The sequence below is a fragment of the Tepidibacter hydrothermalis genome, assembly GCF_029542625.1.
GTDB lineage: Bacteria > Bacillota > Clostridia > Peptostreptococcales > Peptostreptococcaceae > Tepidibacter_A > Tepidibacter_A hydrothermalis.
The window spans coordinates 3,580,371-3,606,864 of sequence record NZ_CP120733.1 but is presented as its reverse complement, the minus strand read 5'-3'; the positions used below and the strand labels follow the sequence as shown (position 1 = coordinate 3,606,864).

The window sequence follows — 26,494 nt, the reverse complement described above, 5'->3', positions numbered from 1 at the left end:
AACTAACATTTTAATAAGCTTCATTTTTTATGATTTTTGTTACGAATTTCATAAAAGTCTGCATTTAGAATCTTTAAAGGAATACTTTTTTATTATGCAACTTATATAAAAATAATGATATATAATCAAATTAGATACTTTTAATAATAAATATAAAATAAAAAATATGTATTCAAAGCCTCTAAAAATAAAGGCTTTAAATACATATAAGGTAACAATATCTTAAGGGATATATAAAATTAATAGACAAAATTTCTTTAAATAGTATATTATATAAGATAACAAAAAATTAATGGGGGTACAATATGAATTTCATGTCTACATTTAATCAGGTATTTATGTTATTCGCACTAATATTAATAGGATATACAGCGAATAAGAAAAAACTTATAACTCAGAATCTCAATAAAGAGCTTAGTAATATAGTTTTATATATAACACTTCCTTGTTTAATAATAAAATCTATGCAGTATGAGTTTTCGATACAAATGCTAAAAAGTAGTATAGGAATAATAATAATATCTATAGCTATGTATCTAATGTCTATAGTAATATCTTTTTTTGTTATAAAAAACATGGATGTTAAAGGAAAGGTTAAGGATATATTACAGTATTTGATCATATTTCCTAATGTAGGATTTATGGGGTATCCTGTTATAAGTGCTATTTATGGAGATTCTGGAGTTTTTTATACAGCTTTATTTAATATGCCTTTTAACATATTGGTGTGGAGCTTTGGGGTTATGATAATGTCTAGACATTCTGAAGAGTCAAGTGATATGAACTTAAAGAAGATAATTGTTAATCCGGGAATGCTTGCAATAATAGTTGGGTATACTTTATTTTTATTATCTATAAAGATACCTACTCCGATATATAATATATTGAATGTTCTTGCAAACACTACAACGCCTATGTCTATGATACTAGTAGGATCTATACTAGCTCAATCTAGCATAAATGATGCTCTTAAGAATAAATATTTATTAATAGTATCTTGTTTAAGACTTTTGATTATTCCATGTATAGTGTTTTTTACTTTGAAAAATGTATTTCATCTAAATGGTTTATTATTAGGTATACCATCTATCGTATCTGGAATGCCAAGTGCTGCTAATTGTGCTATATTTGCAACTAAATACGATAATGATCATATACTAGCATCTCAAGGGATATTTATAACTACTTTGTTATCCGTAATAACAATACCGTTAATAGTCTTTTTGATGAACAGTAAGATATAAAGTTTTTGAGCATGTAAGTTATTATAATACAAATTCTAAGATGAGAGTATGATAGATGTTGCTATTAACTCTGACATTTGAACGATAAAACTAAGACGTATGTTATTAAATGCAAATTTACTGTTCTCATCAATTTCATCAACTATAGCGACTATTGAGTAGTCCCCTATTTTAGGAAGTGTTTTTCCAACTCCTTTTCCAGGAAGAATAGGGCCCTCTCTGATTTGAATATTACCTATATTGTTAACTTCTCCTAAACAAGCATCTATAGCTACGAAATTAGCTTCAGGATGTTTGTTTTTTATATAATTTAGTGATTCATTAATATTCAGGGCATGAATAGGATCATCTAAAGTTCCGTAAATAGGATATTTATAATCACTGTTCTTTAGCATAGTTCCAACTAGGGGACCTAGAGAATCGCCTATGCATCTATCTGTTCCTATACAAATTATAACCGTGTTATCGTTGATTATAGTTGTTAAAATTTCTTTTAAAACACAAATGACATTTTCTTCTTTATAATTTGCCTTAGCCAAATACACAGATAGCACCTCCTAATTAATTATATGGAGAAAATAAAAAAATATGAGAAAGTTTAAATCTACACTTCCTCATATTACATATTATGCTCAAAACTATGATAAGGTTCTCGAAAAAAATAAAATAATTGAAAATTCAGTTAAAATAGAAGTGTCATAAAGGGAAGTATATTTATTTGTAACTTGTAGATAAATATACTTCCCTTTAGAGTTTTTAAAAAAGTTTACATTTAAGATTATTCTAAAGAAGAACTTTTTTATAAGTGTATTTTATATCTGTGCCATCTATATTAATTAAAAGGTATCTGCAATCATTTAACAAGTTATCTTTATATACATCTTTATAGTCTGGTATACTTATAAACCTTACATTATTTTCTACTGTTTGATTGAAATCATTTCCTCTATAAATAACATATATATTTTTATTCTTTGAAGCTTCATGTAAAGATCTTTTAAATTCAGATGCTTCGTCTTTTACTTTTAAGGATTCTTTAGAATTAAGAACTATAAATACGTTGTCAAGTGTAGTGTTCAGTGAGTTTCTAAAGAAATCCCATTGACCAGCAGATTTAAAGAATCCTCCGTTTGAGCTATTAAGATTTACTATAAGGTTGTTATCTACAACTTGACTTGAATAAGATCCGTTAAAATTGTAGTGGGGCTTATTCAAGTTTTGATCAAATCCTGTATTTGAATTAGATAATAAGAATAAATTATCTGCATTTTTTTCTATATCTTCTTTATACTGTGCATGAATTAAATTATCAAGTAATGTGTTTGTTTTATTCATATCGCTTAAAAAGGCTATGTTTATTCCTTTATCTCCTAATTCATCTACTAAATTAGGGTCTGTATTGGATTTTCCAACTATAGATACAGGGATAGAAGCATCTTTATTTCCATATTCTACATGGATAATACCTTCACCTGCACTAGTTGGAGTAAATATGTTTTTATTAAATGTTCCTTCTATTCCAGATACGCTAAAATTCATATTTTCAATAGGTATATTAAGTGGATCAAGGTCTGAATCAAATGTATTTACAGTAAGTTTGAACTTATCATTAACATATCCAAAATCATTGTCTATGAATGCTTGAATAGATGAAAATTCGTCTTTTTGAGCCATTGATTTAATAGCTAAAGAATCAACAATTCTTCTTTCGGCTCCACCTACGAGGTTGTTTACTATTTTATCATTTACGATAAGCTCAGTAGATCCTCCACCATCGAAAAGCATAGCATCTTTACAACCTAAAGATTTCATATAATTAGCAACATCTTCTTCTTTCATTCCTATGACGTTAGGAAGTCTTCCGTCTGTTGTAAATAGGATAAGTTTATTATCGTAAGTTACACCTATTGCAGACCTTTGGCTTTTTCCAGAAACTTTTTGTGTTGGAGGATATAGCTCTCCGTCTTTTAAAATTAAACTTCCTCCCCCTACTGCAAGGTCTATATTATTTTGATAATCTAGGCTAAATGCAGAGTTTAATTGTAGCTGATCTCCTACAGTGAAAGAATCTCTAAGAGTTAGACCATTATTCCCGGCTGCTAATAGAACATAGCCATTATCAGGTATTGCAACTGGAGGTTGTCCATATCTTATATCTGTAATAACATCATCTACCACAACTACTTCACAAAGATCGTAGTAAGTATCATTAGCTCCTGGTGAGTTTTTGTAATATTCACTTGTGTACATTACTATATTTGCATAATATTTACTAGGTTTGTTTATAGCGGCTATTGGTATTTGAGTATTTTTTGTTAAATCAGTTATACTAACATCTGGTTTTATGTAATTGAAGAATACATTCTTGTTTTTATCAGCTAAGAATGTAGAATATTTATTTATTTGATAATGAGGTGTTGATAAAATTTTTCCATCTTTAACCATAGGTCCTAATGAAAATGCTGGTTTTGACATACTAAAGAAGTCAGCATTTATAGCAGCTAGTATATCACCATTATTAGGATCTAAAGAATCATTTTTTACCATATCACTAACTTTTTGAGTTGTATGAAATCCTTCTTTATTGAATAATAAATCTAATTTTATGTCTGGATTATCTAAATCTACGTAAACTAGATTTACATTTTGTATACCACTTTCTGTGAAAGTATATACATTTTTATAGGTTACGCCATTTGCAAGCATCATTTCTTTTTGACTTTCACGTATAATTGAACTTGCAAATATATTAGTTGAAGATGAAAGCATAAAGAAACCTGCTAACATAAATCCTATAAGTTTTTTATTCATGAAAAAATCACTCCTTTGTATAGTCAATTAGCAACTATATAGTTTTTAATTTACACATAACATTGCTAAAAGGACTACAGTATCAATTATTTTAAGCAACGGAGCCCGTAGGACTCGTTGGCGACATGAGCTATGCGTTAGCATAAAGCGAATTTTTTATTCACCCTATTCGGGTTTAAACCACAATTGAATTTGCTCTTTATTTTGCATAGCTTTAAGCATTCTTTTTCTAAAATGAGGAACTTTAGTTGCTATATCGTCTACTATGTCATTTGCGAATTCCCTCTTTGTCTTGCCATCAACAGGGCAAGGGCTTTTGAGAACGGGTAGATTATTATTTTTCACTGACTCTATTATAATATCTTCTGTTATATATATTAAGGGTCTTATGGTAGTGATATCTATTCTGTCAAGATATGTAACTGGCTTGAATGTATTTATTCGTCCTTCATAAAACATACTTAAAAATAGAGTGGATATTCCATCGTCAAGGTGATGTCCTAGTGCTAATTTATTTATTCCTCTTTTTTTTGCTTCTTCATTTAAAGCTCCTCTTCTCATTTTGGAGCATAATGAACAGGGGTTAGACTCTTTTCTTTCATCGAATACTATTTTAGATATTTCTGTTTTGATTATAGTGTATGGTACATCTATTTCTTTTAAAAATTCTTTAGCAGCATCCAAATTCATATTATCAAATCCAGGGTCTACAGTTATTGCTTCTAGTTCAAATTTATTAGGAGAAAATCTTTGAAATAACTTAAGGGCGTATATAAGAGCTATACTATCTTTTCCTCCTGAAAATCCTACTGCTATTTTATCATTATCCTGTATCATATTATAATCATCACAGGCTTTTCTTACTTTTCCTATTATTTTTTTCATTTTGCACTCCTCGATATGTAATTCTGATTCAAGAACTTACCTTATAAAGAATATAATGTAAGTTGAAGATTTTGTTATAATGAATAGGAAATTATATTCATATTTAAATTGTAGATAAATATAAATTCCGTTATTAGTTTCAAAAAAATTTACATTTAAGATTCTTCATGGAAGAATTTTTTTATGTATACAATATTTAAATCCATACAATGAGTTTATATTAAAAATAATAGAAATTCAATTACAATAGTATTAAATTTTAAGATATAATAGATGTATTGAATTTTGTAAATGGGGAGGACAATATTAATGATTTCAGAATACATTCATTTGATGCTTATATCAATGGTTCCCATAATTGAGCTTAGAGGGGCCATACCTATTGGAATAGTTCAAAAGCTTAATCCGATATATGTTTATATAGCGTGTGTTATAGGAGCTATAGTTCCAGCTCCATTTTTGATAATGTTTTTTAAGGATTTACTTAAGTGGCTTAAGAAGAACAGATATTTTAAAAAACTTGGAGATTTCTTAGATAATAAGGTAAATAAGAATAGTGAAAAAATAATGAGAAAAAAATTATTGGGTATAATACTATTTGTTGGGATTCCTCTTCCTACTACGGGAACATGGACAGCAGCCATGGTTGCCTCTGTTTTCAATATGAGGATTAAAGATGCTGTACTTGGAATTGTTATAGGTAATATATTATCTGGAGTAATAGTTTCTTTTATTACTTTAACTTTTACTTAAATATTTATTGACAAATAAATCTGAAAATAGTATTATGAACTAAGTTAGTTAATTGAATATAATTCTTAATACCTTATTAAGAGTGGTGGAGGGAATAGGCCCGATGAAACCCAGCAACCATCCAGCAATGGAGAATGGTGCTAATTCCTACAAAGCGAAGCTTTGGAAGATGAGGTCTAATTTAAATATAAATTAGTTTCTTCTTTGCGGAAGAAACTTTTTTTTATATACAAGCATACAATCCAAAAGCTGTTAAGTTCGTATCTCTATTTATAATACATAGAGTTTTAGTTTTTTTAGCTTTAGGACAAAATATAAAAATAAAAAATTGGAGGTATTAAAATGGCTAAAAGATTATTTACTTCAGAATCAGTTACAGAGGGACATCCAGATAAAATATGTGATCAAATATCAGATTCAATATTAGATGCATTACTTGAGAAAGATCCTAATTCAAGAGTTGCGTGTGAGACATCAGTTACTACAGGACTTGTTTTAGTATCTGGTGAAATATCTACTAATGCTTATGTTGATATTCAAAGAGTTGTTAGAAACAGAATTAAAGAAATAGGTTATGATAGAGCTAAATATGGATTTGATGGAGATACTTGTGCAGTACTTCTTGCTATAGATGAGCAGTCTTCGGATATTGCCATGGGAGTTGATGAAGCACTAGAAAGTAAAGAAGGAACAATGAAAGATGAAGTTGAAGCAGTAGGAGCAGGAGATCAAGGTATAATGTTTGGATTTGCTTGTGATGAGACAGAAGAATTAATGCCTATGCCTATATCTTTATCTCACAAATTATCAAGAAGATTATCAGAGGTTAGAAAAAATGGTACATTAAAATACTTAAGACCGGATGGAAAAACTCAGGTTACAGTTGAATATGATGGAGATAATGTTGTAAGAGTAGACACTGTTTTAATATCAACTCAACATAGCCCTGATGTTACTAGAGAGCAAATAGAGAAAGATTTAATAGAGCATGTTATAAAGCCTGTTATACCAGAAAATCTATTCATTGATACTAGAGTATTAGTTAACCCAACAGGAAGATTTGTTATAGGAGGACCTTGTGGAGATGCAGGTCTTACAGGAAGAAAGATAATAGTAGATACTTACGGTGGATACTCAAGACACGGTGGTGGAGCATTCTCAGGAAAAGATGCTACTAAGGTTGACAGATCTGCAGCTTATGCAGCAAGATATGTTGCTAAGAACATAGTTGCAGCAGGACTTGCTAAAAAATGTGAATTAGAACTAGCTTATGCAATAGGAGTTGCTGAACCTGTATCTATAATGGTTGAAACATTTGGAACTGGTAAAGTTTCAGAAGAAATACTAGTAGAACTTGTTAAAAAGCACTTTGACTTAAGACCAGGAGCTATAATAAGAGATCTAGATCTTAAAAAGCCTGTATTCAGAAATACAGCAGCTTATGGACACTTTGGAAGAACTGATTTTGACTTTACTTGGGAGAGAACTGATAAGGCTGAAATACTTAAAAAAGAAGCATTACAATAATATAAACACTAAAAAAGAGGCTTGAATAAGCCTCTTTTGTTTTGAAAAATAATATTTAAATATAAATTTAGTTTTTTATGGAATTATCTTAATAGTTGAAGTACTGCTTGTGGTTGTTGTTTAGCTTGAGATAGCATTGCTTGTGATGCTTGCTGTAATATATTAGTTTTACTATACTTCATCATCTCTTTTGCCATATCAACATCTCTTATCCTTGACTCTGATGCTGTTAGGTTTTCTGATGTATTAAAGGTTACAGCTAGAGAATGTTCTAATCTATTTTGTAATGCTCCGAACTTCCCCCTTGACATTGAAACTGTTTTTATTGCTTTATCAAATTTCTCTATTGATGAACTTGATTCATCTATAACATCTATATCGTGTATATCCAAAGCTTCAGATGTTACTCCTACTAAATCTATTTCTATAAAATCACCAGCATTTGCACCAGATTGTATTTTTAATGGGTCTAATAATGGTTCTGGTTCTTTTACTGATGGCCATATAACATTAAATTTAGATAAAGGCTGTTCTTTAGATGTCGATGAACTCTCATCTATTACTTTCTCTGCATTTAAGTCTAATCCTGAGTGGTCAGAACCCTTTATTGAACCTGTATCAACTTCGTCTGCTCCCCAATCTAGAGTTATAGTATTTTGAATATAATCATTTGCTCCGCCTGCTCCTGCCTTAGAAAATTCCGTTACAAAGTTTGCGTAGCTTCCTAGTCCTGTTAAATTACCTATTTCAGTCTTTAAAGTAGCTGTAGCCGTAGCACCACCTGATTTTATTGCTGTCATTAATGCTGAAAAATCACTTCCATTTCCTTGAAGCTGCGTATCTAAGAATTTTGATATTACATACCCTGCTGAATAATCTGTATCATCTCCACTCCAAGCTGCTCCATTTAATAAGTCTTTAGCTCTATTTATTAGTGAATCTAACTTTGTGTTGTCTATACCAGTTTGACCAGCATTTCCTATAACGTTTTTTAATCTTTCGTCTGATCCTGGAATAAACTCTGCAGTACCCTCCACAAACCATACAGCATTATTTGTATGAAAATCATTCATTTTAGCTGCACCAAAGCTATCATTCATTACTGCATGGGTCATTTCATGTGCTATAATTCTATCTGCATAAAATCCTTTTCCTAATATAGTATCTCCACTTTCACCTGTTGCTGGGTCAAAGTCGGCTAAGTCTATATGTAATTCTAAATCAGTTACCGTTCCTCCTACATAAGCTAAGCTTCCGTATGGGGCATCATCTTCTAGTATTATATGGAGATTATTGGTTCCTGTCCCTTCTAACCCATATACATCCTTTATTATTTTTTCAGCTTCTTCTAGCCATCCATCTTTTAAGCCGTTGATTACATTATTTTCTTTTGATAATCCAGGGCTTACAAAGTTATTTAATAACTTCTTTCCATTGAAATGAGTATTTTGAGATATTTTATCTACCTCTTCTTTTATTTGATTTATTTCTTGTTGTATAGCATTTCTATCATCTTTAGTTAATGTGTCATTTGATGATTGTACAGAAAGCTCTCTTCCTCTGTGTAAAAGAGAATGTATTTCTGATAAGCCTCCATCAGCTGTTTGTATTAAGCTAATTCCATCTTGGATATTCCTAGAGCCTTGGTTTAGTCCTCTGACTTGTGATTTCATTTTTTCTGATATTGCAAGTCCTGCTGCATCATCTCCAGCTCTGTTTATTCTAAGGCCTGAAGATAATTTTTCAATAGATTTTTTTTGTGTTAAAATGTTTTGATGCATTGTCCGGTGTGAATTAATTGCATTAATGTTATGACTTATTATCATTTTTTTATCCTCCTTGAAATTTTCTGACATTAGTTCCATATAACTTGTGAATAATAATACTAATGTCGTTATCATCCTTGATATAATATATTATTCTTAATATATATCGACATCATATATATGATTATGTAATTTGAAATTTATGTATAAGATTATAAAGTAAAATATTAAAGTACGAATTTTTTGATATAATAGTAGTATTATAACTATTTAGGAGAAGATGCTATGGAAAAAATAAAGGGAATGGTAGTTGAAATTGTATTTAAAAACGACGATAATGGATATACAGTAGCCGCCCTTGAACACTCAAATGATGAAGTCACAATAGTAGGATGTATGCCGACTATAACAGTAGGTGAGACTATTGAACTTGATGGAAAGTGGATAAATCATAAGATGTATGGACCTCAGTTTGAAGTGAGTTCATTTATTCCCTGTACACCTGAATCGGAGGAAGGAATATATATATATTTATCCGCTGGACTTATAAAGGGGATAGGGCCTAAAATGGCTAGAAAAATAGTAGATGTATTTGGACTTAATACACTTGATATAATACAAATGAATCCCGAAAAACTTACTCAAGTAGATGGGATAGGAAAGAAAAAGGCTGAAACAATAGGAAAGAGCTTTCAAGATAATAGGGAACTTAGAAACCTAATAATAAGTTTATCAAAGTATGGAATAACTCCTAACTATTGCCTTAAAATATATAAAAAATATAAAAATAAATCTATTCAGATAGTAGAGACGAACCCATATAAACTAGCAGAAGATATAAGAGGAATAGGATTTAAGCTTGCTGATAATATAGCAACTAAAATGGGTATAGATCGTCATTCAAAAGATAGGATATCTCAAGGTATAATATATACACTAACTCAAAGTCTAAGTGAAGGACATACTTACTTGCCTAAGAGTAAGCTTATAAAAGAAGCTTCTAAACTACTCGAAATAAACGATGAATACATAAAAGATATTGTATTTAAGCTTGCACTCGATCAAAAAATTCAAATAGAAAAAGGCCCTGTAGAAGATAATATATATTTAATTCCATATTATATATCTGAGAACGGAGTTTGTAAGAAATTAATAGAACTTTCTCAATATGAATTTGATGATATAAAATTAAATATAGATAAAGAAATATCTTCAATAGAAAAAGAAGATAATATAACTCTTGCAAACAATCAAAAGGAAGCTGTAATCCAAGCGTTACAAAAAGGAGTTATGGTAGTAACGGGAGGACCTGGAACTGGAAAGACTACTACAATAAATACTATAATAAAAATATTTGAGAATTTAAAAATGAATATATATTTATCAGCACCAACCGGAAGAGCTGCAAAGAGGATGAGTGAAACAACTGGTAAAGAAGCTAAGACAATACATAGATTACTTGAAATGGGATATTCATCAGAAGATGAAGAAATGGTATTTATGAAGAGCGAAGATGATCAACTTGATGCAGATGTTGTTATAATAGATGAGGTGTCTATGGTAGATATTTTACTTATGTATAACCTACTTAAAGCTATAAAGCCTGGAACAAGAGTGATATTAGTTGGTGATTCAGACCAACTTCCATCAGTTGGAGCGGGAAATGTATTAAAAGATATAATAGATTCTAATATAATAAAGGTTGTAAAGCTTGATGAGATATTTAGACAAGCAAAAGAGAGTATGATAGTAGTTAATGCGCATAAAATAAATAAAGGCGAAAAATTAGATCTTAACGTAAAAGGAAAAGATTTTTACTTTATTCCAAAGTATGAAAAAGAAGATATATTAAAAGAAATAGTTAATTTAGCTCATAAAAGACTTCCGGATTATTATAAAATAGATAATTTAAAAGATATACAAATATTGTCCCCAATGAGAAAGGGAGATACTGGAGTATTTAATTTAAATTTATGCCTTCAAAATGTTCTGAATCCAAATGATAAATTTAAGGTGGAAGAAAAATTTCAAAAAAGGATATTTAGAGTAGGCGATAAAGTAATGCAAATAAAAAATAATTATACAAAGAAATGGAAAAATGATGATGAGACAAAAGACGGCGAAGGTGTGTATAATGGAGATATAGGATATATATATCATATAGATAAAGAAGAAAAAATAGTATATATATTATTTGATGAATATAAAATTGCACAATATGACTACAATGAACTTGATGAAATAGACCATAGCTTTTGTACTACAATACATAAAAGTCAAGGAAGTGAATTTCCTGTAGTGATAATCCCTATAACATGGGCACCTCCAATGCTTTTAACTAGAAACCTTTTATATACAGCAGTTACAAGAGCTAAAGAACTAGTTGTTTTAGTTGGAGACATTAAATATTTAGATTATATGGTGAAGAACAATAAAATATACGATAGATACTCAAATCTTAATATTAAGCTTTCTAGATTTAAAGACGAAGGATTGTTAGTAGAATGATAAGTGATTTTATAGATTATATATATCCTAGAAATATAAAATGCATATTATGCAAAAATCCAATATCAAAGAATAACTCTTATTCTCTTTGTAAAGATTGTTTTAATAAATTAAACTTTATAAATAATGGATGTTTAAACTGCGGAAAACCATTAACTGATTTTTATAAAAATGATATATGTTCAAATTGTGAAACTAATGAATATGTTTTTACAAGAGCATTATCCTGTGTTGAATACGATGACAATATTCATAAACTTATATATTCGCTTAAATATGGAGCTAAAACTTATTTAGCATATAATATTGCTGAAATTATGAATGATAAGTTAGAATATGAAGGGGTAAAGTTTGATTATATTATACCTGTACCACTTCATAAAAATAGATTGAGAAAAAGAGGATATAATCAATCACTACTTATATGCAAACAATTATCAAAAATTAATAAAAAAGAAGTATTAGATATAGTCATTAGGAATAAAAATACTCAATTTTTATCAAAGTTAACGAAAAAAGAAAGAATAAAAAAACTACAAAATGTGTTTACCTTAGCTACAAACGATAATAAAATATATAAAAAAGACTTATTAATAGTCGATGATATATTTACAACAGGTACTACAGTTAATGAAATATCAAAGAAATTATTAAATTCTGGAGCGAATAAAATATATGCTATTACATTTGCAACAGGTAAAAATATATATTAAGGGAGGAATGTTAAATGGAGCTTATAAATTGCAAAGAATGTGGTAGAATGTTTGGAAGTGAACATGGAGAACTTTATTGTTCTAAATGTAGAGTTAATGATGATGCTGATTTTAAAAAAGTAAGAGAGTATCTATATGATAATCCAGGTGCAACGGTTCAAGAGGTTGCAGAGGATACGGGAGTATCAGAGACACTTATAATAAAATTCTTAAAACAAGAAAGAATAGAAATAATTGAAGATGGAAATGCAATACTTTCATGTGAAAGATGCTCAAAGAGTATAAAGACAGGCAGGTATTGTGAAGTTTGCAAGGCGGAAATAAAAAAAGAACTTGCTCAAGCTGCGAAATCATTAAAAGAAAGTAAAGCACCTAAAGCAAAATATCATTCTCATAATAAATAAAAATTTATATAAAGAAAACATCCCATTTAGTCGATAATAGTAGCATAAGATTAATCAAGGGGTGTTTTTTTATGAAAATAAATGGTGTTAGTAACATACACAAAGTCATGAATGCATACAAAGCTAATAAATCTCAGAATATAAATAAAGTTTCTTTAAAAGAAGATAAAATAGAAATATCTCAAAAAGGAAAAGATTATCAAATTGCAATGGATGCATTGAAAAATGTTGAAGATGTAAGAGAAGATAAGGTAAATGATATAAAAATAAGAATAGAGAATGGAACTTATACAATAGATAAGCATAACATTGCAAAATCTATGATATCAGAAGATTTGAATTGGAGAGGTTAATATGAAATCTATAGATTCATTCATACAAGTTTTAAACCAAGAATTACTTATTAACAAAAGTCTTTTAGAAATATCTATGGAAAAGAAGGATCATATAATAAATAATAATTCAAAAGAAATTTCCAGCTTAATGATAAAAGAACAAAATTATGTTAAGCAAATAATAGAGTTTGAAAAGTTAAGAGCAGGACTTACTCTTAGTATACAAAAAGAGCTTGGGATAGAAAAAATAGAAAATATAAAAGACATTATAAATAATATAGATGAAGAAAAAGGTGAAAAAGTAAACTCTATAGCTAATGAGCTTAGAAAGATATTAAAGGAGCTTGAACACAATAATAATCTTAATAGTAAGCTTTTAGATATCACGCTTGAATACTTAGATCTTAATATAAATCTTTTAACATCAAGAGCAGAACCGAAGTTATATGGAAAATCTGCAAATGAACAAAAAAATAAAGGTAATAATTTTTTTGATACAAAGTATTAAAAGGAAGGTGTAGTTATGTCTAGTTTTTTTGGATTGAATATAGCAAAATCTGGATTATTTGCAGCTCAAAAATCATTGAATACAGTAAGTCATAATATAGCAAATGCAAATACGCGAGGATATAGTAGACAAAGAATAGAATTATCAGCAAGTAATCCTTTAAGTTCTCCAGGTGGATCGGGAATGATAGGAACTGGAGTAGATTCAAAACATGTTACTCAAATAAGAGATGAGTTTTTGGATGTCAAATTTAGAAGTGAAAATACAGTATATGGACAATGGGATTTTAGAAATAAATCACTTGAAGAAATAGAAGCTATAATGAATGAACCAGGGGATAGTGGAATAAGAAAGGTTATGGATGATTTTTTTAGTTCATTTGAAGAATTATCAAAGGATGCATCATCAGTAACAACTAGAACGGTAGTTAGAGAAAGAGCTATAGCATTTACTAATTCAATGAATCAAATGCAATCGCAGTTTGAGAAAATGATAAAGGATACAGATGCATCTATAGAATCTACAGTAAATCAAATAAATGGATATGCAAATGATATAGCACGTCTTAATGAACAGATATATCAAGCTGAAATGGGTGGATCGAATGCAAATGATTTAAGAGACCAAAGAAATGTACTATTAGATGATTTATCAAAAATTGTAGATGTAGAAATAAATGAAGTTAGCCAAGGAAGTGACAACCTTTCTAAAAAAATGATAGTTGCTATAAATGGACAACCATTAGTATCTCACAATAAAGTAGATCGTATAGTTATGCAAAAACAGCCTCATAAATATAAAGATGAATTAGGAATAGAATTTGATGTAAGAGAAATTGGGTTTGAATCAGGTTCTCCTATAAACACTGATAATATAAACGGTGCTTTAAAAGCTCAAATAGATATGAGAGATAATATTAATGATGTAGATGGAGCTAAAGGGATTCCTTACTACATGAAAAAATTAGATGAATTTGTAAATAGATTCGCAGCAGAACTTGACGTTCAACACTTTGCAGGATATGGATTAGACTCAGCAGGAACAGGAAATTTATTTTTTAAAGATAGAGATATATCAAAAGATACAAGTGATTCTAGCTTATTCACTTTAAATGAAAAATTAGGACCTAATCAAATACATGATCCTAGTATTTTTACTAAACTAGAAGGAACGAAAATGGATTTATCCAAAAATTTAAGTGGAATTAGTGCTGATACCAATATTATTGTAAATATAAATGGAACAAAATATGAGATAAGTAAGGATAAGTTAGATGATTTAGATGGAAATCAAAACGAAGCTGCAGTTAAGTCATTGATTGAGGGTGCAATAGCAACAGATGGAAGTGGGGAGTTGTTAGGAAATGTTGCAGATATTAATATAACTGATGGAAAAATGACTATAACACCAAAGACTTCAGGCAGTACTTTACCTACAATAACTATAAATGGTGAAAGTTGTGATATTGTAAAGGAAGCTATAGGTATGGATTCATCTCCTACATCAATAAAAGATTATATACAAAAACAAAAAGAAGCTGGAAAAACAGAAAGTGAAGCTATAAAACAATGGGAAGATACATATAAAGGATATACGTTGGCAGCTGATGATGAAGGAAATTGGTATGAAGTAGAAAAATTAACAGCTAAAGATATTCAAATATCATCAAAAATAGAAAATGATGTAGATTATATAGCAGTTGCAAAAAAACATAACGATGATGGACAAGGTATAGCTGGTGATAACTCTAATATAAAGGCTATTGGCGACTTAAGACATGATGACAGTATGTTTACATGGGGTTCTCCAGATGATTTTGTTAAATCACTAGTTTCAAATCTTGGAGTGGAAGCACAAGAGGCTGAAAGAATGGTAAATAATCAAGGTGTTCTTGTAACTCAAATAGAAAATACAAGACAGTCTATATCTGGAGTATCTATGGATGAAGAGATGTCTAATATGATTAAATTTCAACAGTCATATAATGCTTGTGCTAGAATGATAACAGCAGTTGATGAAATGATAGATGTTATAGTCAATAGAATGGGAAAAGTAGGACTATAGGAGGTCGTATAATATGAGAGTAACCAATTCTATGATGGTAAATAGAATGATGATGAATATGAACAGGAATCTAAGTAGAATGGGTAGGATATATGAAGATTATTCTACAGGTAAAAAGATACACAGACCTTCAGATGATCCTGTACTTGTAGCTAGAAGTATGAAGTTACATACTGATATAGCAGAAAATGCACAATTTAAGAAAAATATAAATGATGTTGATTCAATGTTAGACAAAACAGAAACATCTCTCACGGAGTTGAACTCTGTATTGTTAAGAGTAAGGGAACTTACAGTACAAGCATCAAATGGAGTTTTAACAAAAGAGGATACTATAAATATTAAAGCTGAAATAGATCAACTTAAAGAAGAGATAACTAAAATATCTAATGACACATATGTAGGAAGACATATATACTCAGGATACAAAACAGATAAGCCATATATGAATGAAAATGGAAGTTATAATTTAAATATGGAAAAGCAGATAAAAACAGATAATTTGAGATTTCCAATAGATATAAAAGATCCTAATAATACATTTGAAATGGATATAGCTGGTCTTAAAGATGAGAATGGGATCAAATATACAGGGAAATATCAAGTTGAATTAGAAGCCAAAGAGTATAAAAATATAGAGGAAATTCAACAGGAACTAGAGAAACAATTAAATTCATCTATTGGAAGTGAAGGAATAACAAGTATTGAAATTAAACAAAATGATCCGCTTGTATCTAGAAAAAAGGAAGATAATGCACTGACAGAAGAAGAAAGTGTATCGATAGTATTTGATAAAGAATTAGAAGCATCTAGTAAGGATATAATACAAGATAAGGTAAATAAAGCTTTTGGAGATGGAAAAGCTACTGTAAGTATAGCTTCAAGAACTGTTGGATCAAAAACAGTTAGTGAAGTTACAATAACTCCGGTTGCAGGTGAAAAACTAGACTTAACAGGTGGAAAAGATTTAGTATTTAAGTCAAGTGAACTTAATACCGATTCAGATATAAATATAAGACTTATGGATTCTAATACTACCATTGGAGATGAAAAAAATAACAGCTACTTTAAAGTAGATATAGACAATAATAGTCTTGTAATCGAGAATAAATATATGCAAGATGATCAAAAGTTCGCAATTAGAATAGATAATAAAGATCTTAAAGATCAATTAGGACTTGAAAAGTTAAATATATGTGAAAGTAATGAAAAAGTAAAATACAATGTAGGTATATCTACAGATTTAGATGTAAATGTAAGAGGAGATCAAGTGTTTGGAGCAGTTGTTGACACTGATAACGATGGTATAGGTGACAAAACTATTATGGATACTATGGATGATCTTATAAATAACCTTGAAAAAGGAGATACAGAAAAAATATCTAAAATATTAGATGAAGTAGATGGACATAGAGAAAATATATCTAGATTAAAGAGTGAAATAGGAGCAAGAAGCAATACAGCAGAAACAATAAAAAATAGAATAGATCAAACAGAAGTTAACTTTACAAAGTTATTATCACAGACAGAGGATACAGATCTAGGAAAAGCGTCTATGGAGTTTATGAACCTAAAAAGCGTATATGATGCATCTCTTAATGTAGGAGCTAGAATTATCCAACAAACACTTGTAGATTTTATAAGATAAATTAATCCCTAAATGCTATTTAGTATTTAGGGATTCTTAATAACTATATAGTGTTTAAGCGAAAAATGACACTCATTGAAATACCGCTACTTAGTCAATATTTTTATAAAACTACAGATTCTGCTTTATAAAATATTCTAAAACTTCTTAAACTCCCTATGGTCAGACAAAGAAGTTTCTTAACGGATATTTTAACAGCATAATCTAAGTTCTATTGAAAAATATTAACAAAAAAGTAGCTAACATTTAAATGAGCATCATTTTTAATTCTAAGTGAATTGATAGTATTTCAAATTATGAATAGAATTAAAAAAATTTAGATGAGGTGATTTGATTGAAATTAAGTACTAAGTATTTTGGTGAAATAAATATAGATGATAGTGAAATAATAAATTTTGAAGATGGAATACCAGGATTTGAATATCTACATAAATTTGTAGTAGTAAAACAAGAAGATATGATTATAGATTGGATTCAAAGTATTGAAGAGGATATAACTTTTCCTATAATAAACCCATTTTTATCAAATAAAGAGTATGAATTTAAAATACCTGATAATACTATAAAAAAATTAGAAATAGAAAAACATGAAGATATACATATATATACAATGGTAACAATACCAGAAAATATAGAAGAAATGAGAACTAATCTTCAAGCACCAATTATTATAAATAATAAATCTAAAAAAGGAAAACAATTAATATTAGATGAAAGATATCCTTTAAGATATATGATATTTGAAAAGGTAGGTGAGTAGTATGCTCATACTTGGTAGAAAATTAGATGAAAGTATTATAATCAATGAAAATATAGAGATAAAAATAATTGGCATATCTGATGGTAAGGTGAAAGTAGGAATAGAAGCCCCTAAAGAGGTTGAAATACTTAGAAAAGAAGTTAAAGAAGCTGTAGTTAATGAAAATAAAGAGGCTATGGCTAAAATGGATATAAATACCTTGAGAAATTTAATAAAAAAATAAAAATTACTATAAAGTATTTGAAAGTAATTGCGATATATATATTGTAACAAATAAAAATGAGCATGGACGCTCTAATAAAAATTCAGGGAGGAATTTATTATGATTATTAACCACAATATGAATGCATTAAATGCACACAGAATGATGACTTCAAACACTGTAGCATCAGGAAAATCTATGGAGAAGCTATCTTCAGGATCAAGAATTAACAGAGCTGGAGATGACGCAGCAGGACTTGCTATATCTGAAAAAATGAGAGCTCAAATAAGAGGTCTTGATCAAGCATCAAGAAACTCTCAAGATGCAATTTCTATGGTTCAAACTGCTGAGGGTGCTTTAAATGAAACTCAATCTATAATTCAAAGAATGAGAGAATTAAGTGTTCAATCATCAACTGATACGAATACAGCAGATGATAGACAAGCTATCCAAGATGAAATAAACCAATTAACTTCTGAAATTAACAGAATTGGTAATACTACTGAATTCAATGGAATGAAGGTATTAAATGGTGATAAATCTGCGACTAAAGCAACAGGAGATGTTACAATAAAAGCTGATAGTGGAGTATATAAATCAGCATTTGCTTTAGGTGTTACATGGACAGGACAAACAGGAGATAAACCTTCAATTACTGATGGTGCTGGAAATGAAAAAATGGTATTCACTGATACTGTTGCAGGTGGTTTCGAATGGAGTAAGTTAGATACTGGTGCAGCTGCTAAAGTATCAATTACTAAAAGTGGTGATGATTTAGTTTTAGCTACTGGTGGAACATTAAAAGATTCTGATGGTGATGAATTAACAATTAATGCTCAAAAATTAGCGTTTGATGGAACTAATTATAGTTATGATGCTGATGGAATTAAGCTTTCAATTTCAAAAGAAGACTTTGACAGTTGGACAGATGGTGCTAAATTTGAAGTAGACTTAGCTACATATGATGTTGATGGTGGTGGTGATGAAGATATTACAGCTGCTACTGTAGGTACAAAATCAGACTTTACTGCTCATACATTAAAAGGTGGAGGATCTACTTACGGAAGCTTTACAACTGATATAACTGTTGATAATACTTCATCAGAGTATATTGAAGGTGTAGCTAGTATTAAAATAACTGCTGCTGGATTAGATGCAGCTAATGGAACTTACAAAATAGAGTTATTAGATAAAGATGGTGCAGCTATAGTAACAGAAGACTTTAAAAATGCAGCTGCTACAACATCTATAGCTTATAATGATCACGGTATTAACTTTACATTTGATGTACAAGATACTGCTGCTTTCACAATTCAAAAAGATTTTAATCTTACAGAAACAGCTGTAACTACAGATGAATCAGCTACTTTCCAAGTAGGTGCAAATAAAGACCAATCTATGTCTTTATCATTTGATGATATGAGAGCATCTTCATTAGGATTAGTTGGAACAGGAACAGGATTCTCTGCTTCAGCAAATGTAACAGATGGAACAAGTTCTACTTTATCTGAAAAAGCTTTAGATGTAACTACACAAGAAGGAGCTAATAGTGCTATCGAAGTTTTAGATAATGCTATAAAAACAGTATCTAAAGAAAGAAGTAAATATGGTTCTGTTCAAAACAGATTAGAACATACAATTAACAACTTAAACACATCTTCAGAAAACTTAACAGCAGCAGAATCAAGAATTAGAGATGTTGACATGGCTAAGGAAATGCTTGAATTTAGTAAGAATAATATCCTTAACCAAGCTGCTCAAGCTATGCTTGCACAAGCTAAGCAAGCACCTCAAGGAGTACTTCAATTATTAAGATAATTTAAATATATAGCCAGGGATAAATATCTCTGGCTATTTTATAATTTATAGGGAATTATATATTTATAACTATAGAAGTTAAAACTCTTATGACATAAAAAATGAGGTGAAATTAAAATGAGCAATTTAAATAAAAGAACATTACTTACCCCACAATATATGAAAAACTTTAAATGTATAGGTGGTGCCTGTGAGGATACATGCTGTGTAGGATGGGGTATTCATATAGATAAAGAAACATATAAAAAATACAGAAATTGCAAAGATAAGCAAATGAGAGAGCACTTAAATAAAAATATTACTAGACAGCGTTCAAATCCATCTAATATAGCATATGCTAAGATAAGATTAGATGAAGATAAGGGTTGTCCATTTTTATCTGAGAATAAATTATGTGAAATATATTCAAATTTAGGTGAAGAATATCTTTCATTAACATGTACAGATTATCCTAGAATGTATAACAAAGTTAATGGTGTTATAGAAAAATCAGCTTCTATGTCTTGTCCAGAAGCAGCAAGGTTAGCTTTATTAAACCCTAATGTTATGGAGTTTGATCAAATAGAAGAACATTTTAATAAAAAAGTTTTGAAAGGTAAAGAAATAAATACACATAAAACAAATAGTTCTAATAAAATAGAAAGATACTTCCAAGAATTACGAGTATTTACTATTCAAATACTTCAAAACAGAGAATATGAATTATGGGAAAGACTTATAATATTGGGTTTGTTTTATCAAAAACTAGATGAATACATTAAGGATGATAAGATTAACGAAATACCAGAACTTATACAATCATATATAAATGATATATATAGTGATAAATATAAGGGAGTTTTTGAATCTATTCCTACTCAAATAACTGTTCAAATGGAGTTATTAAAAGAGTTAACAGATGACAGAGTTTTAAGAGGAGTAGCTAGTGATAGATACATGCAGTGCTTAAAAGAATGTTTAATTGGAATAATGTACACTGAGGAAGCCACTAAAGAAGAAATATCACAAAGATATAAATTAGCTTATGAAAAATATTATAATCCATATATGTCTAGGCATGAATATATATTAGAAAATTACTTGGTTAATTATGTATTTAAAAATGTATTCCCATCAAGTAAAAAAGATGATATATTTGATACTTATGTAATGATGATAATACATTATTCTATGATAAAAATGCATTTGATAGGAATGGCTGGATTTTATAAGGAGAAATTTGAAGATAAACATGTTATAAAACTTATACAAGCTTTTGCAAAGGTTATAGAACATAATGAAAGCTATTTAGAAAATGCGTACAAGTTACTAAAATTAAATGGATTTACAACAATGTCATATATGGCAATTTTATTAAAAAATTAAAAACATATTTAGGTTATTGAATATATTCAATAACCTATTTTTGAATTATTAAAAAAGTACAAACATATATAAAAAACTATACAATTATGGATAAAAATGTTATAATAATTAATGGTATATATAGAATTAAATAACATTAAAAAGGAAACTATGATGTATAACTTGTATGTGGGCACTTAAGTTATATTGAGTTAATAGTGCAACCGCCTTTTATTCAGGGAGGAAATATAGTGTTAGTATTAGGCAGGAAGCCAGAAGAATATGTAGTAATTGATGAAAAAATAAAAGTAAAAGTTATAAAGAGTGAAAATGGGTTGTTAAGACTTGCAATAGATGCTCCTAAAGATATGAACATAATAAGAGGAGAAAATTGGGAAAGTCTACAAGAAAAATAAATAGTATTTTACGCAATCAGATAAGTTGATTTTTTCTAAAAAAGAATTAACTTATTTTTTTATAAAAAAAATTCAAAAAAAGTATAAAGTAATATTAGTGAGTGACGATATATTAATTGTAAGAAACAAATAATAGTTATTATTCAACTAGGATGGTTTTATAGTAACTTGAAAATTAAGGCTTATAATTAAATAAAACATATAAATATAATCATGGACGATTAATAGGTTTATTTAACTCTTCAGGACGAAGAGAATAAATAGACTTATTAATCGTCCATTTTTTTATTGATTATATTGAATACTTAATACACGAGGAGGGAACCTAAATGTTAGTATTAGGCAGGAAGCCAGGAGAGTACATAGTAATTGATGAAAAGATAAAAGTAAAAGTTGTGAAAAGTGAAAGTGGACAACTAAGACTTGCTATAGATGCTCCAAGAGAAATGAGAATAGTAAGAGGCGAAGTTTGGGAAGAAGAAAACGCACAAACTGTAGTTTAATTGAATATTTAAAAACTCAGGGAAGAGTTAATTAACTAAAGATAATCAGGATGATTGTATTTAATTAATTAACTCTTCTTTTTTGTTTTTATAATTAACTTAGCTATTAAGCCAAGAAGGCTTGATATAAATAAAAATAGTGGAAAAGGAAGTTCACTTTAAAAATCAAGGAGGAATTTATTATGATAATTAACCACAATATGAATGCAATGAATGCACACAGAATGATGAGTAGTAATACAGTAGCATCTGGAAAATCTATGGAGAAGTTATCTTCAGGTCTTAGAATAAACAGAGCTGGAGACGATGCAGCAGGACTTGCTATATCTGAAAAAATGAGAGCTCAAATAAGAGGTCTTGACCAAGCAGGAAGAAATGCTCAAGATGGTATTTCTATGATTCAAACAGCAGAAGGTGCTTTAAATGAAACTGAATCTATTCTTCAAAGAATGAGAGAATTATCAGTACAATCATCAAATGATACTAATAATGCTGATGATAGAGAAGCTATTCAAAAGGAAATCACTCAATTAACAGAGGAAATAGATAGAATAGGAAATACAACAGAATTCAATACTCAAAAATTAATTGATGGTTCAATAGGAGCTAAAAAAGTTGCAGGAACTGATAATGCAGCGGTTGTTGGAACAGCAGTTGGTAAAGCAACATCAGCTAAAGGAGCAAGTGCTACGGCATATGTAACTGGAACAGATAAGTTTAATACATTAGATAAAACTGTAGAGAATACGATAATAGTTGATGGAGCAAAAATTAGCTTTAAGCTTGAGACTGATGAGAGAGTTGCTGAATATAAAGCAGCAGGAACAGATACAACTAAATTAGCAAACTTAGTTCAAGAAGATATTAATAAAGCTATAGATCTATACAATTCAAAGAATGGAACAGATGTTGCTCATGTTAAAGCTTCATTTGATGGTAGTACTAAACTAAATATAACTTCAGGAACAACTGGAACAACATCTACAATATCAGCAGATAAACAGACAACTAATGGAATATTTAATCTTACAAAGTTCTCATCAGCAGGAGCTGTAGCTTTAGTATCAGGTAAGGAAGGAACGTATACTGATGCAGGAGCAGCAGCTGTAAAGGCGGCTCAAAGCTTATCTGGAGATGCTGCTAAAATGAAGTTTACAGTAGATGGAACAGAAATAGAAATAGACTTAGTTGGAACTGGTACTAAGTCTTTCACAGATGCAACAGATGCAGCTAAAGGTGACGATATGAATACATTAGCTGCAAAGTTAGAAGCAGATTTAAATAAAGCTATTGACAACTATAATGATACTGTTGGAACAGATAAAGAAGTTGATCATGTTAAACTATCAGTTAAAGATGGATCTTTTGTAGTAGAGAGCGGATCTGATGAAGCATCAAGTAGCATTAAATTTGATAATAGTGAAGCAGCACAATTACTTGGTTTAGCTAATCAAAGTAGTGCTACTCAAGGTGGAGGGGTAGACTTCCAAATTGGTGCAAATGAAGGACAAAAAATGAATGTTACAATAGAAGATATGAGATCAGATGCTATTGGAGTAGCTGATGTTGATTTATCAACTAAGGAAGGAGCTCAAGAAGCAACTACTAAAATAGATGCAGCTATTAAAAGTGTATCTGCACAAAGAGCTGATCTTGGTGCATTCCAAAATAGATTAGAGCATACAATAAATAACTTAGGAACATCTTCAGAAAACTTAACAGCAGCTGAATCAAGAATTAGAGACGTAGATATGGCTAAGGAAATGCTTGCATTTAGTAAGAATAACATTCTTAACCAAGCTTCTCAAGCAATGCTTGCACAAGCTAAACAACAACCACAAGCAGTACTTCAACTTTTAAGATAATTAATATAAAATACAGTAAAGGTTCTGGAAATCCAGAACCTTTTTTAATAAAATTATATCAGTGATTTATGAGGTGAATAGTATGGGTAAAATTAGAAAAATATTTGTACCAAGCTATATGGAAAAATTTAAATGTATTGGTTCAAGCTGTGAAGATACTTGTTGCGCAGGCTGGAGAATTACTATAGATCGTAAAACACATAAAAAATATGAGAAAATAAATGATATAAATTTAAAAAGAGAGTTTAAAAGAAATATTTCCCGAAATCGCTCAAACTCATCAGAATTATCATATTCTAAAATAAAATTATCTAAAGATGGAATGTGTCCATTTTTGGATGAAACTAAGCTTTGTGGTATACAGTCAAAGTTAGGATCTTCGTATCTTTCAAATACTTGTGCTACTTATCCAAGAATATCTAATCTAGTTGATGGAACTATTGAAAAATCATTAACTTTATCATGTCCTGAAGCAGCTAGAATAGCATTATTAAATGAAGAGGGAATATCATTTAAGGAATTAGAAGAAGATTATGAGACAAGAAATGTTATAAATAATATTGATTTTGAAGGGAAACCAATTAAATATTTTTGGGAAATTAGGACTTTTTCAATGCAAATTATGAAAAGTAGAGATTATGAATTGTGGGAAAGATTGATAATTTTAGGCTTATTTTATAAAAAAATAGATGAATTAATAGAAAACAATGATAGTAATAAAATTGTAGAGGCTATAGATTTATATACAGAATTGATTATAAATGGAGATTTCAAAAAAACTTTAGCAAGGATACCTTCAAAGAATACTATACAAATGGAGCTTTTAAAAGAATTAGCTGATGAAAAAATATTTTTAGGTGTTAATAACGAAAAATATTGGCAGCATTTTTCAACATTTCTGCATGGTATAAATTATACTAATGATGATAGGAAAGAAGTTATAGGAGAAAGGTACAAAAATGCATTAGAAGAATATTATAATCCTCTTTTAAAAAAATATTCATATGTATTAGAAAATTATCTAGTGAATTATATGTTTAGAACTGTATTTCCTTTTGGAAGATACAAAACTATTTTTGAAAATTATATAATGCTAGTAGTTCATTATTCACTTATGAAAATGCAGTTAATAGGTATAGCAGGATATTATGAAGAGAATTTCAATTTAGATATAGTACTAAAGTTTATTCAATCCTTTGATAAAGTAATTGAACATGATAATAAATATTTGAATTATGTATTGGAGTTGTTAAATAAAAATAATTATACGACAATGGGATATATGTCAATACTTATAAAGGATTAACATGATTTAGGAGAGAGTGTTATGAATGAAGAGATGAAAGTTTACTTTTTGAATTTTGGACAAAATAATAATATATCAGAAAAAGCTAGTTTTTCAAAAGCTAAACGTATTTATATTGGTGATGGTAATGAAATATGGGATGGCGTACGAATAAGTGTTAATAGGGAAGTATTTAATACTAAAGTAGATTGGAATATAAAAATACATAGTGATGTTTTTATAAATATAAATACTATTATTCAGGCGTATAATCAAATAGAGATAGAGAATTTTGTTCTTATTGGTCCAAATGTGTATATTTCAGATAATAGCCATGAATATTCTTTAATAGATGTACCAATATCTTTGCAAGGATTTATGAAAAAAAATAATAAAGTTACAATTAAAGAGGGAGCATGGATAGGAGCTGGAGCAAGAGTAATAGGAGATATTACTATTGGGTATGGTGCGGTTGTAGCTGCTAATGGTGTAGTGGTTAAAGATGTTCCTAGTCATTCTGTAGTCGGAGGTGTTCCAGCAAAAATAATTAAGATATATGATTATAGAATTGATCATTGGATAAATGTTAAGGATAATTACGACTTATTACAAGAAATATTAACTAATAGAGGAATTTTTAATGGATATGATTATGAAAAAATTGAAGAAGTTAAAAAGAAAAATATAGAGGAAAAATATAAAAGAAAATGGGAAATGCCGGAAACATCTAAAAATCAAGATGATATATCCGTAAAAACAGTTGAAAAATCATTAAACTTCATTGAAGAACAATTTAATTATATAAAAGAAAACATTAGTTTAAAAGATTGTGAAGAGATAATTAATATTTTGGTTAAAGTATTAGATAATATATTAATTGTAGGGAATTCGTTAGATTCAATTAAAAAGGAATGTATAGAGAATAAAATTGAATATGTTACAAATAACTTAAATACTTTTTTTGATAACATATTAAAGTATTATAGAGAAAATGATATTGAGAAGCTAAAAGAAAGTGTAGTATCAGATATTATTCCAGCATATATACAATGGAAAAAAGAAATAACTAGATGTTTAAATAATTATGAAAAATTAAAAAACTAGATAAATATAAAAGTATCTAGTTAATTTATAT

At 29.1% G+C, this 26,494-nt stretch carries 23 protein-coding genes and 2 riboswitches; of the genes, 19 read left to right on the top strand and 4 right to left on the bottom strand.

Annotated features, from left to right (window positions below; all coding sequences use genetic code 11):
* The first annotated feature begins 305 nt into the window (after nt 1–305).
* Nucleotides 306–1,244: an AEC family transporter gene (locus P4S50_RS17010; protein WP_277732031.1), complete on the top strand. Its 939-nt coding sequence runs from the start codon at nt 306–308 to the stop codon at nt 1,242–1,244.
* 35 nt (nt 1,245–1,279) lie between these two features.
* Here the strand turns inward: P4S50_RS17010 and yyaC are convergent, their stop codons facing one another.
* The 3 genes from yyaC to P4S50_RS16995 all read right to left on the bottom strand — a co-directional run bounded on the left by yyaC (nt 1,280) and on the right by P4S50_RS16995 (nt 4,940).
* Entirely contained in the window at nt 1,280–1,789 is a 510-nt protein-coding gene (gene yyaC, locus P4S50_RS17005; protein WP_277732030.1) for a spore protease YyaC, read from the bottom strand.
* A gap of 238 nt (nt 1,790–2,027) precedes the next feature.
* The gene (locus P4S50_RS17000) at nt 2,028–4,055 is read right to left on the bottom strand and encodes a phosphodiester glycosidase family protein (protein ID WP_277732029.1); all 2,028 of its coding nucleotides are present in this window, start codon (nt 4,053–4,055) and stop codon (nt 2,028–2,030) included.
* Nucleotides 4,056–4,220: 165 nt separating this feature from the next.
* Complete coding sequence (locus tag P4S50_RS16995) at nt 4,221–4,940, bottom strand: tRNA 2-thiocytidine biosynthesis TtcA family protein (RefSeq protein ID WP_277732028.1); 720 nt, start codon at nt 4,938–4,940, stop codon at nt 4,221–4,223.
* A 309-nt stretch (nt 4,941–5,249) separates the two neighbouring features.
* Between P4S50_RS16995 and P4S50_RS16990 the strand changes: the two genes are divergently transcribed.
* Both P4S50_RS16990 and metK read left to right on the top strand, forming a co-directional pair.
* Nucleotides 5,250–5,693 (top strand): COG2426 family protein, encoded by a 444-nt coding sequence (locus tag P4S50_RS16990; RefSeq protein ID WP_277732027.1) that lies wholly within the window; start codon nt 5,250–5,252, stop codon nt 5,691–5,693.
* A 70-nt stretch (nt 5,694–5,763) separates the two neighbouring features.
* A riboswitch (SAM riboswitch) is annotated at nt 5,764–5,869 on the top strand.
* A gap of 166 nt (nt 5,870–6,035) precedes the next feature.
* Nucleotides 6,036–7,220 (top strand): methionine adenosyltransferase, encoded by a 1,185-nt coding sequence (gene metK, locus P4S50_RS16985; RefSeq protein ID WP_277732026.1) that lies wholly within the window; start codon nt 6,036–6,038, stop codon nt 7,218–7,220.
* 83 nt (nt 7,221–7,303) lie between these two features.
* Here metK and P4S50_RS16980 read toward each other — a convergent pair whose 3' ends face one another.
* Nucleotides 7,304–9,046, bottom strand: a complete 1,743-nt coding sequence (locus tag P4S50_RS16980; RefSeq protein ID WP_277732025.1) for a flagellinolysin — start codon at nt 9,044–9,046, stop codon at nt 7,304–7,306.
* 225 nt (nt 9,047–9,271) lie between these two features.
* Here P4S50_RS16980 and recD2 point away from each other — a divergent pair, with 225 nt between their 5' ends.
* The 16 genes from recD2 (at nt 9,272) to P4S50_RS16900 (ending at nt 26,463) form a co-directional block, all read left to right on the top strand.
* The gene (recD2, locus tag P4S50_RS16975) at nt 9,272–11,494 is read left to right on the top strand and encodes an SF1B family DNA helicase RecD2 (protein ID WP_277732024.1); all 2,223 of its coding nucleotides are present in this window, start codon (nt 9,272–9,274) and stop codon (nt 11,492–11,494) included.
* Nucleotides 11,491–12,207 (top strand): ComF family protein, encoded by a 717-nt coding sequence (locus P4S50_RS16970; protein ID WP_277732023.1) that lies wholly within the window; start codon nt 11,491–11,493, stop codon nt 12,205–12,207. The genes recD2 and P4S50_RS16970 overlap by 4 nt, the downstream gene beginning before the upstream one ends.
* Before the next feature lie 14 nt (nt 12,208–12,221).
* Nucleotides 12,222–12,611 (top strand): flagellar protein, encoded by a 390-nt coding sequence (locus P4S50_RS16965; protein WP_277732022.1) that lies wholly within the window; start codon nt 12,222–12,224, stop codon nt 12,609–12,611.
* Between the two features lie 71 nt (nt 12,612–12,682).
* A complete protein-coding gene (flgM, locus tag P4S50_RS16960; RefSeq protein ID WP_277732021.1) occupies nt 12,683–12,964 on the top strand; it encodes a flagellar biosynthesis anti-sigma factor FlgM in 282 nt (93 codons plus the stop codon).
* A 1-nt stretch (nt 12,965) separates the two neighbouring features.
* Nucleotides 12,966–13,454, top strand: coding sequence for a flagellar protein FlgN (locus tag P4S50_RS16955; RefSeq protein ID WP_277732020.1), 489 nt, complete (start codon nt 12,966–12,968; stop codon nt 13,452–13,454).
* A 15-nt stretch (nt 13,455–13,469) separates the two neighbouring features.
* A complete protein-coding gene (gene flgK / locus P4S50_RS16950; RefSeq protein WP_277732019.1) occupies nt 13,470–15,518 on the top strand; it encodes a flagellar hook-associated protein FlgK in 2,049 nt (682 codons plus the stop codon).
* 13 nt (nt 15,519–15,531) lie between these two features.
* The gene (gene flgL / locus P4S50_RS16945; RefSeq protein WP_277732018.1) at nt 15,532–17,166 is read left to right on the top strand and encodes a flagellar hook-associated protein FlgL; all 1,635 of its coding nucleotides are present in this window, start codon (nt 15,532–15,534) and stop codon (nt 17,164–17,166) included.
* Nucleotides 17,167–17,500: 334 nt separating this feature from the next.
* Nucleotides 17,501–17,926, top strand: coding sequence for a flagellar assembly protein FliW (gene fliW, locus P4S50_RS16940; protein ID WP_277732017.1), 426 nt, complete (start codon nt 17,501–17,503; stop codon nt 17,924–17,926).
* Nucleotide 17,927: 1 nt separating this feature from the next.
* Nucleotides 17,928–18,149 (top strand): carbon storage regulator CsrA, encoded by a 222-nt coding sequence (csrA, locus tag P4S50_RS16935; protein WP_277732016.1) that lies wholly within the window; start codon nt 17,928–17,930, stop codon nt 18,147–18,149.
* 99 nt (nt 18,150–18,248) lie between these two features.
* Nucleotides 18,249–19,946, top strand: coding sequence for a flagellin N-terminal helical domain-containing protein (locus P4S50_RS16930; RefSeq protein ID WP_277732015.1), 1,698 nt, complete (start codon nt 18,249–18,251; stop codon nt 19,944–19,946).
* A 117-nt stretch (nt 19,947–20,063) separates the two neighbouring features.
* Complete coding sequence (gene fliB / locus P4S50_RS16925; protein WP_277732014.1) at nt 20,064–21,311, top strand: flagellin lysine-N-methylase; 1,248 nt, start codon at nt 20,064–20,066, stop codon at nt 21,309–21,311.
* Between the two features lie 134 nt (nt 21,312–21,445).
* Nucleotides 21,446–21,529: riboswitch (cyclic di-GMP riboswitch) on the top strand.
* A gap of 12 nt (nt 21,530–21,541) precedes the next feature.
* A complete protein-coding gene (locus tag P4S50_RS16920) occupies nt 21,542–21,706 on the top strand; it encodes a carbon storage regulator (protein WP_277732013.1) in 165 nt (54 codons plus the stop codon).
* Between the two features lie 329 nt (nt 21,707–22,035).
* A complete protein-coding gene (locus P4S50_RS16915) occupies nt 22,036–22,209 on the top strand; it encodes a carbon storage regulator (protein WP_277732012.1) in 174 nt (57 codons plus the stop codon).
* A gap of 182 nt (nt 22,210–22,391) precedes the next feature.
* Nucleotides 22,392–24,074, top strand: a complete 1,683-nt coding sequence (locus P4S50_RS16910; RefSeq protein WP_277732011.1) for a flagellin N-terminal helical domain-containing protein — start codon at nt 22,392–22,394, stop codon at nt 24,072–24,074.
* Nucleotides 24,075–24,156: 82 nt separating this feature from the next.
* Complete coding sequence (gene fliB, locus P4S50_RS16905) at nt 24,157–25,380, top strand: flagellin lysine-N-methylase (protein WP_277732010.1); 1,224 nt, start codon at nt 24,157–24,159, stop codon at nt 25,378–25,380.
* A 21-nt stretch (nt 25,381–25,401) separates the two neighbouring features.
* Nucleotides 25,402–26,463 carry an acyltransferase gene (locus P4S50_RS16900; protein ID WP_277732009.1) on the top strand — a complete coding sequence of 354 codons (1,062 nt, stop codon included), beginning with the start codon at nt 25,402–25,404 and terminating at the stop codon, nt 26,461–26,463.
* Nucleotides 26,464–26,494: the final 31 nt, after the last annotated feature.

Bases quoted from the DNA above. Each gene is read 5' to 3' on its own strand.
- P4S50_RS16955 (WP_277732020.1), top strand. From the start codon at position 12,966: ATGAAATCTATAGATTCATTCATACAAGTTTTAAACCAAGAATTACTT.
- flgL (WP_277732018.1), top strand. From the start codon at position 15,532: ATGAGAGTAACCAATTCTATGATGGTAAATAGAATGATGATGAATATG.
- P4S50_RS16970 (WP_277732023.1), top strand. From the start codon at position 11,491: ATGATAAGTGATTTTATAGATTATATATATCCTAGAAATATAAAATGC.
- flgM (WP_277732021.1), top strand. From the start codon at position 12,683: ATGAAAATAAATGGTGTTAGTAACATACACAAAGTCATGAATGCATAC.
- recD2 (WP_277732024.1), top strand. From the start codon at position 9,272: ATGGAAAAAATAAAGGGAATGGTAGTTGAAATTGTATTTAAAAACGAC.
- P4S50_RS16910 (WP_277732011.1), top strand. From the start codon at position 22,392: ATGATAATTAACCACAATATGAATGCAATGAATGCACACAGAATGATG.
- fliB (WP_277732010.1), top strand. From the start codon at position 24,157: ATGGGTAAAATTAGAAAAATATTTGTACCAAGCTATATGGAAAAATTT.
- flgK (WP_277732019.1), top strand. From the start codon at position 13,470: ATGTCTAGTTTTTTTGGATTGAATATAGCAAAATCTGGATTATTTGCA.
- P4S50_RS16990 (WP_277732027.1), top strand. From the start codon at position 5,250: ATGATTTCAGAATACATTCATTTGATGCTTATATCAATGGTTCCCATA.
- P4S50_RS16930 (WP_277732015.1), top strand. From the start codon at position 18,249: ATGATTATTAACCACAATATGAATGCATTAAATGCACACAGAATGATG.
- P4S50_RS17000 (WP_277732029.1), bottom strand. From the start codon at position 4,055: ATGAATAAAAAACTTATAGGATTTATGTTAGCAGGTTTCTTTATGCTT.
- P4S50_RS16900 (WP_277732009.1), top strand. From the start codon at position 25,402: ATGAATGAAGAGATGAAAGTTTACTTTTTGAATTTTGGACAAAATAAT.
- P4S50_RS17010 (WP_277732031.1), top strand. From the start codon at position 306: ATGAATTTCATGTCTACATTTAATCAGGTATTTATGTTATTCGCACTA.
- csrA (WP_277732016.1), top strand. From the start codon at position 17,928: ATGCTCATACTTGGTAGAAAATTAGATGAAAGTATTATAATCAATGAA.
- P4S50_RS16995 (WP_277732028.1), bottom strand. From the start codon at position 4,940: ATGAAAAAAATAATAGGAAAAGTAAGAAAAGCCTGTGATGATTATAAT.
- fliB (WP_277732014.1), top strand. From the start codon at position 20,064: ATGAGCAATTTAAATAAAAGAACATTACTTACCCCACAATATATGAAA.
- P4S50_RS16980 (WP_277732025.1), bottom strand. From the start codon at position 9,046: ATGATAATAAGTCATAACATTAATGCAATTAATTCACACCGGACAATG.
- P4S50_RS16965 (WP_277732022.1), top strand. From the start codon at position 12,222: ATGGAGCTTATAAATTGCAAAGAATGTGGTAGAATGTTTGGAAGTGAA.
- P4S50_RS16915 (WP_277732012.1), top strand. From the start codon at position 22,036: ATGTTAGTATTAGGCAGGAAGCCAGGAGAGTACATAGTAATTGATGAA.
- metK (WP_277732026.1), top strand. From the start codon at position 6,036: ATGGCTAAAAGATTATTTACTTCAGAATCAGTTACAGAGGGACATCCA.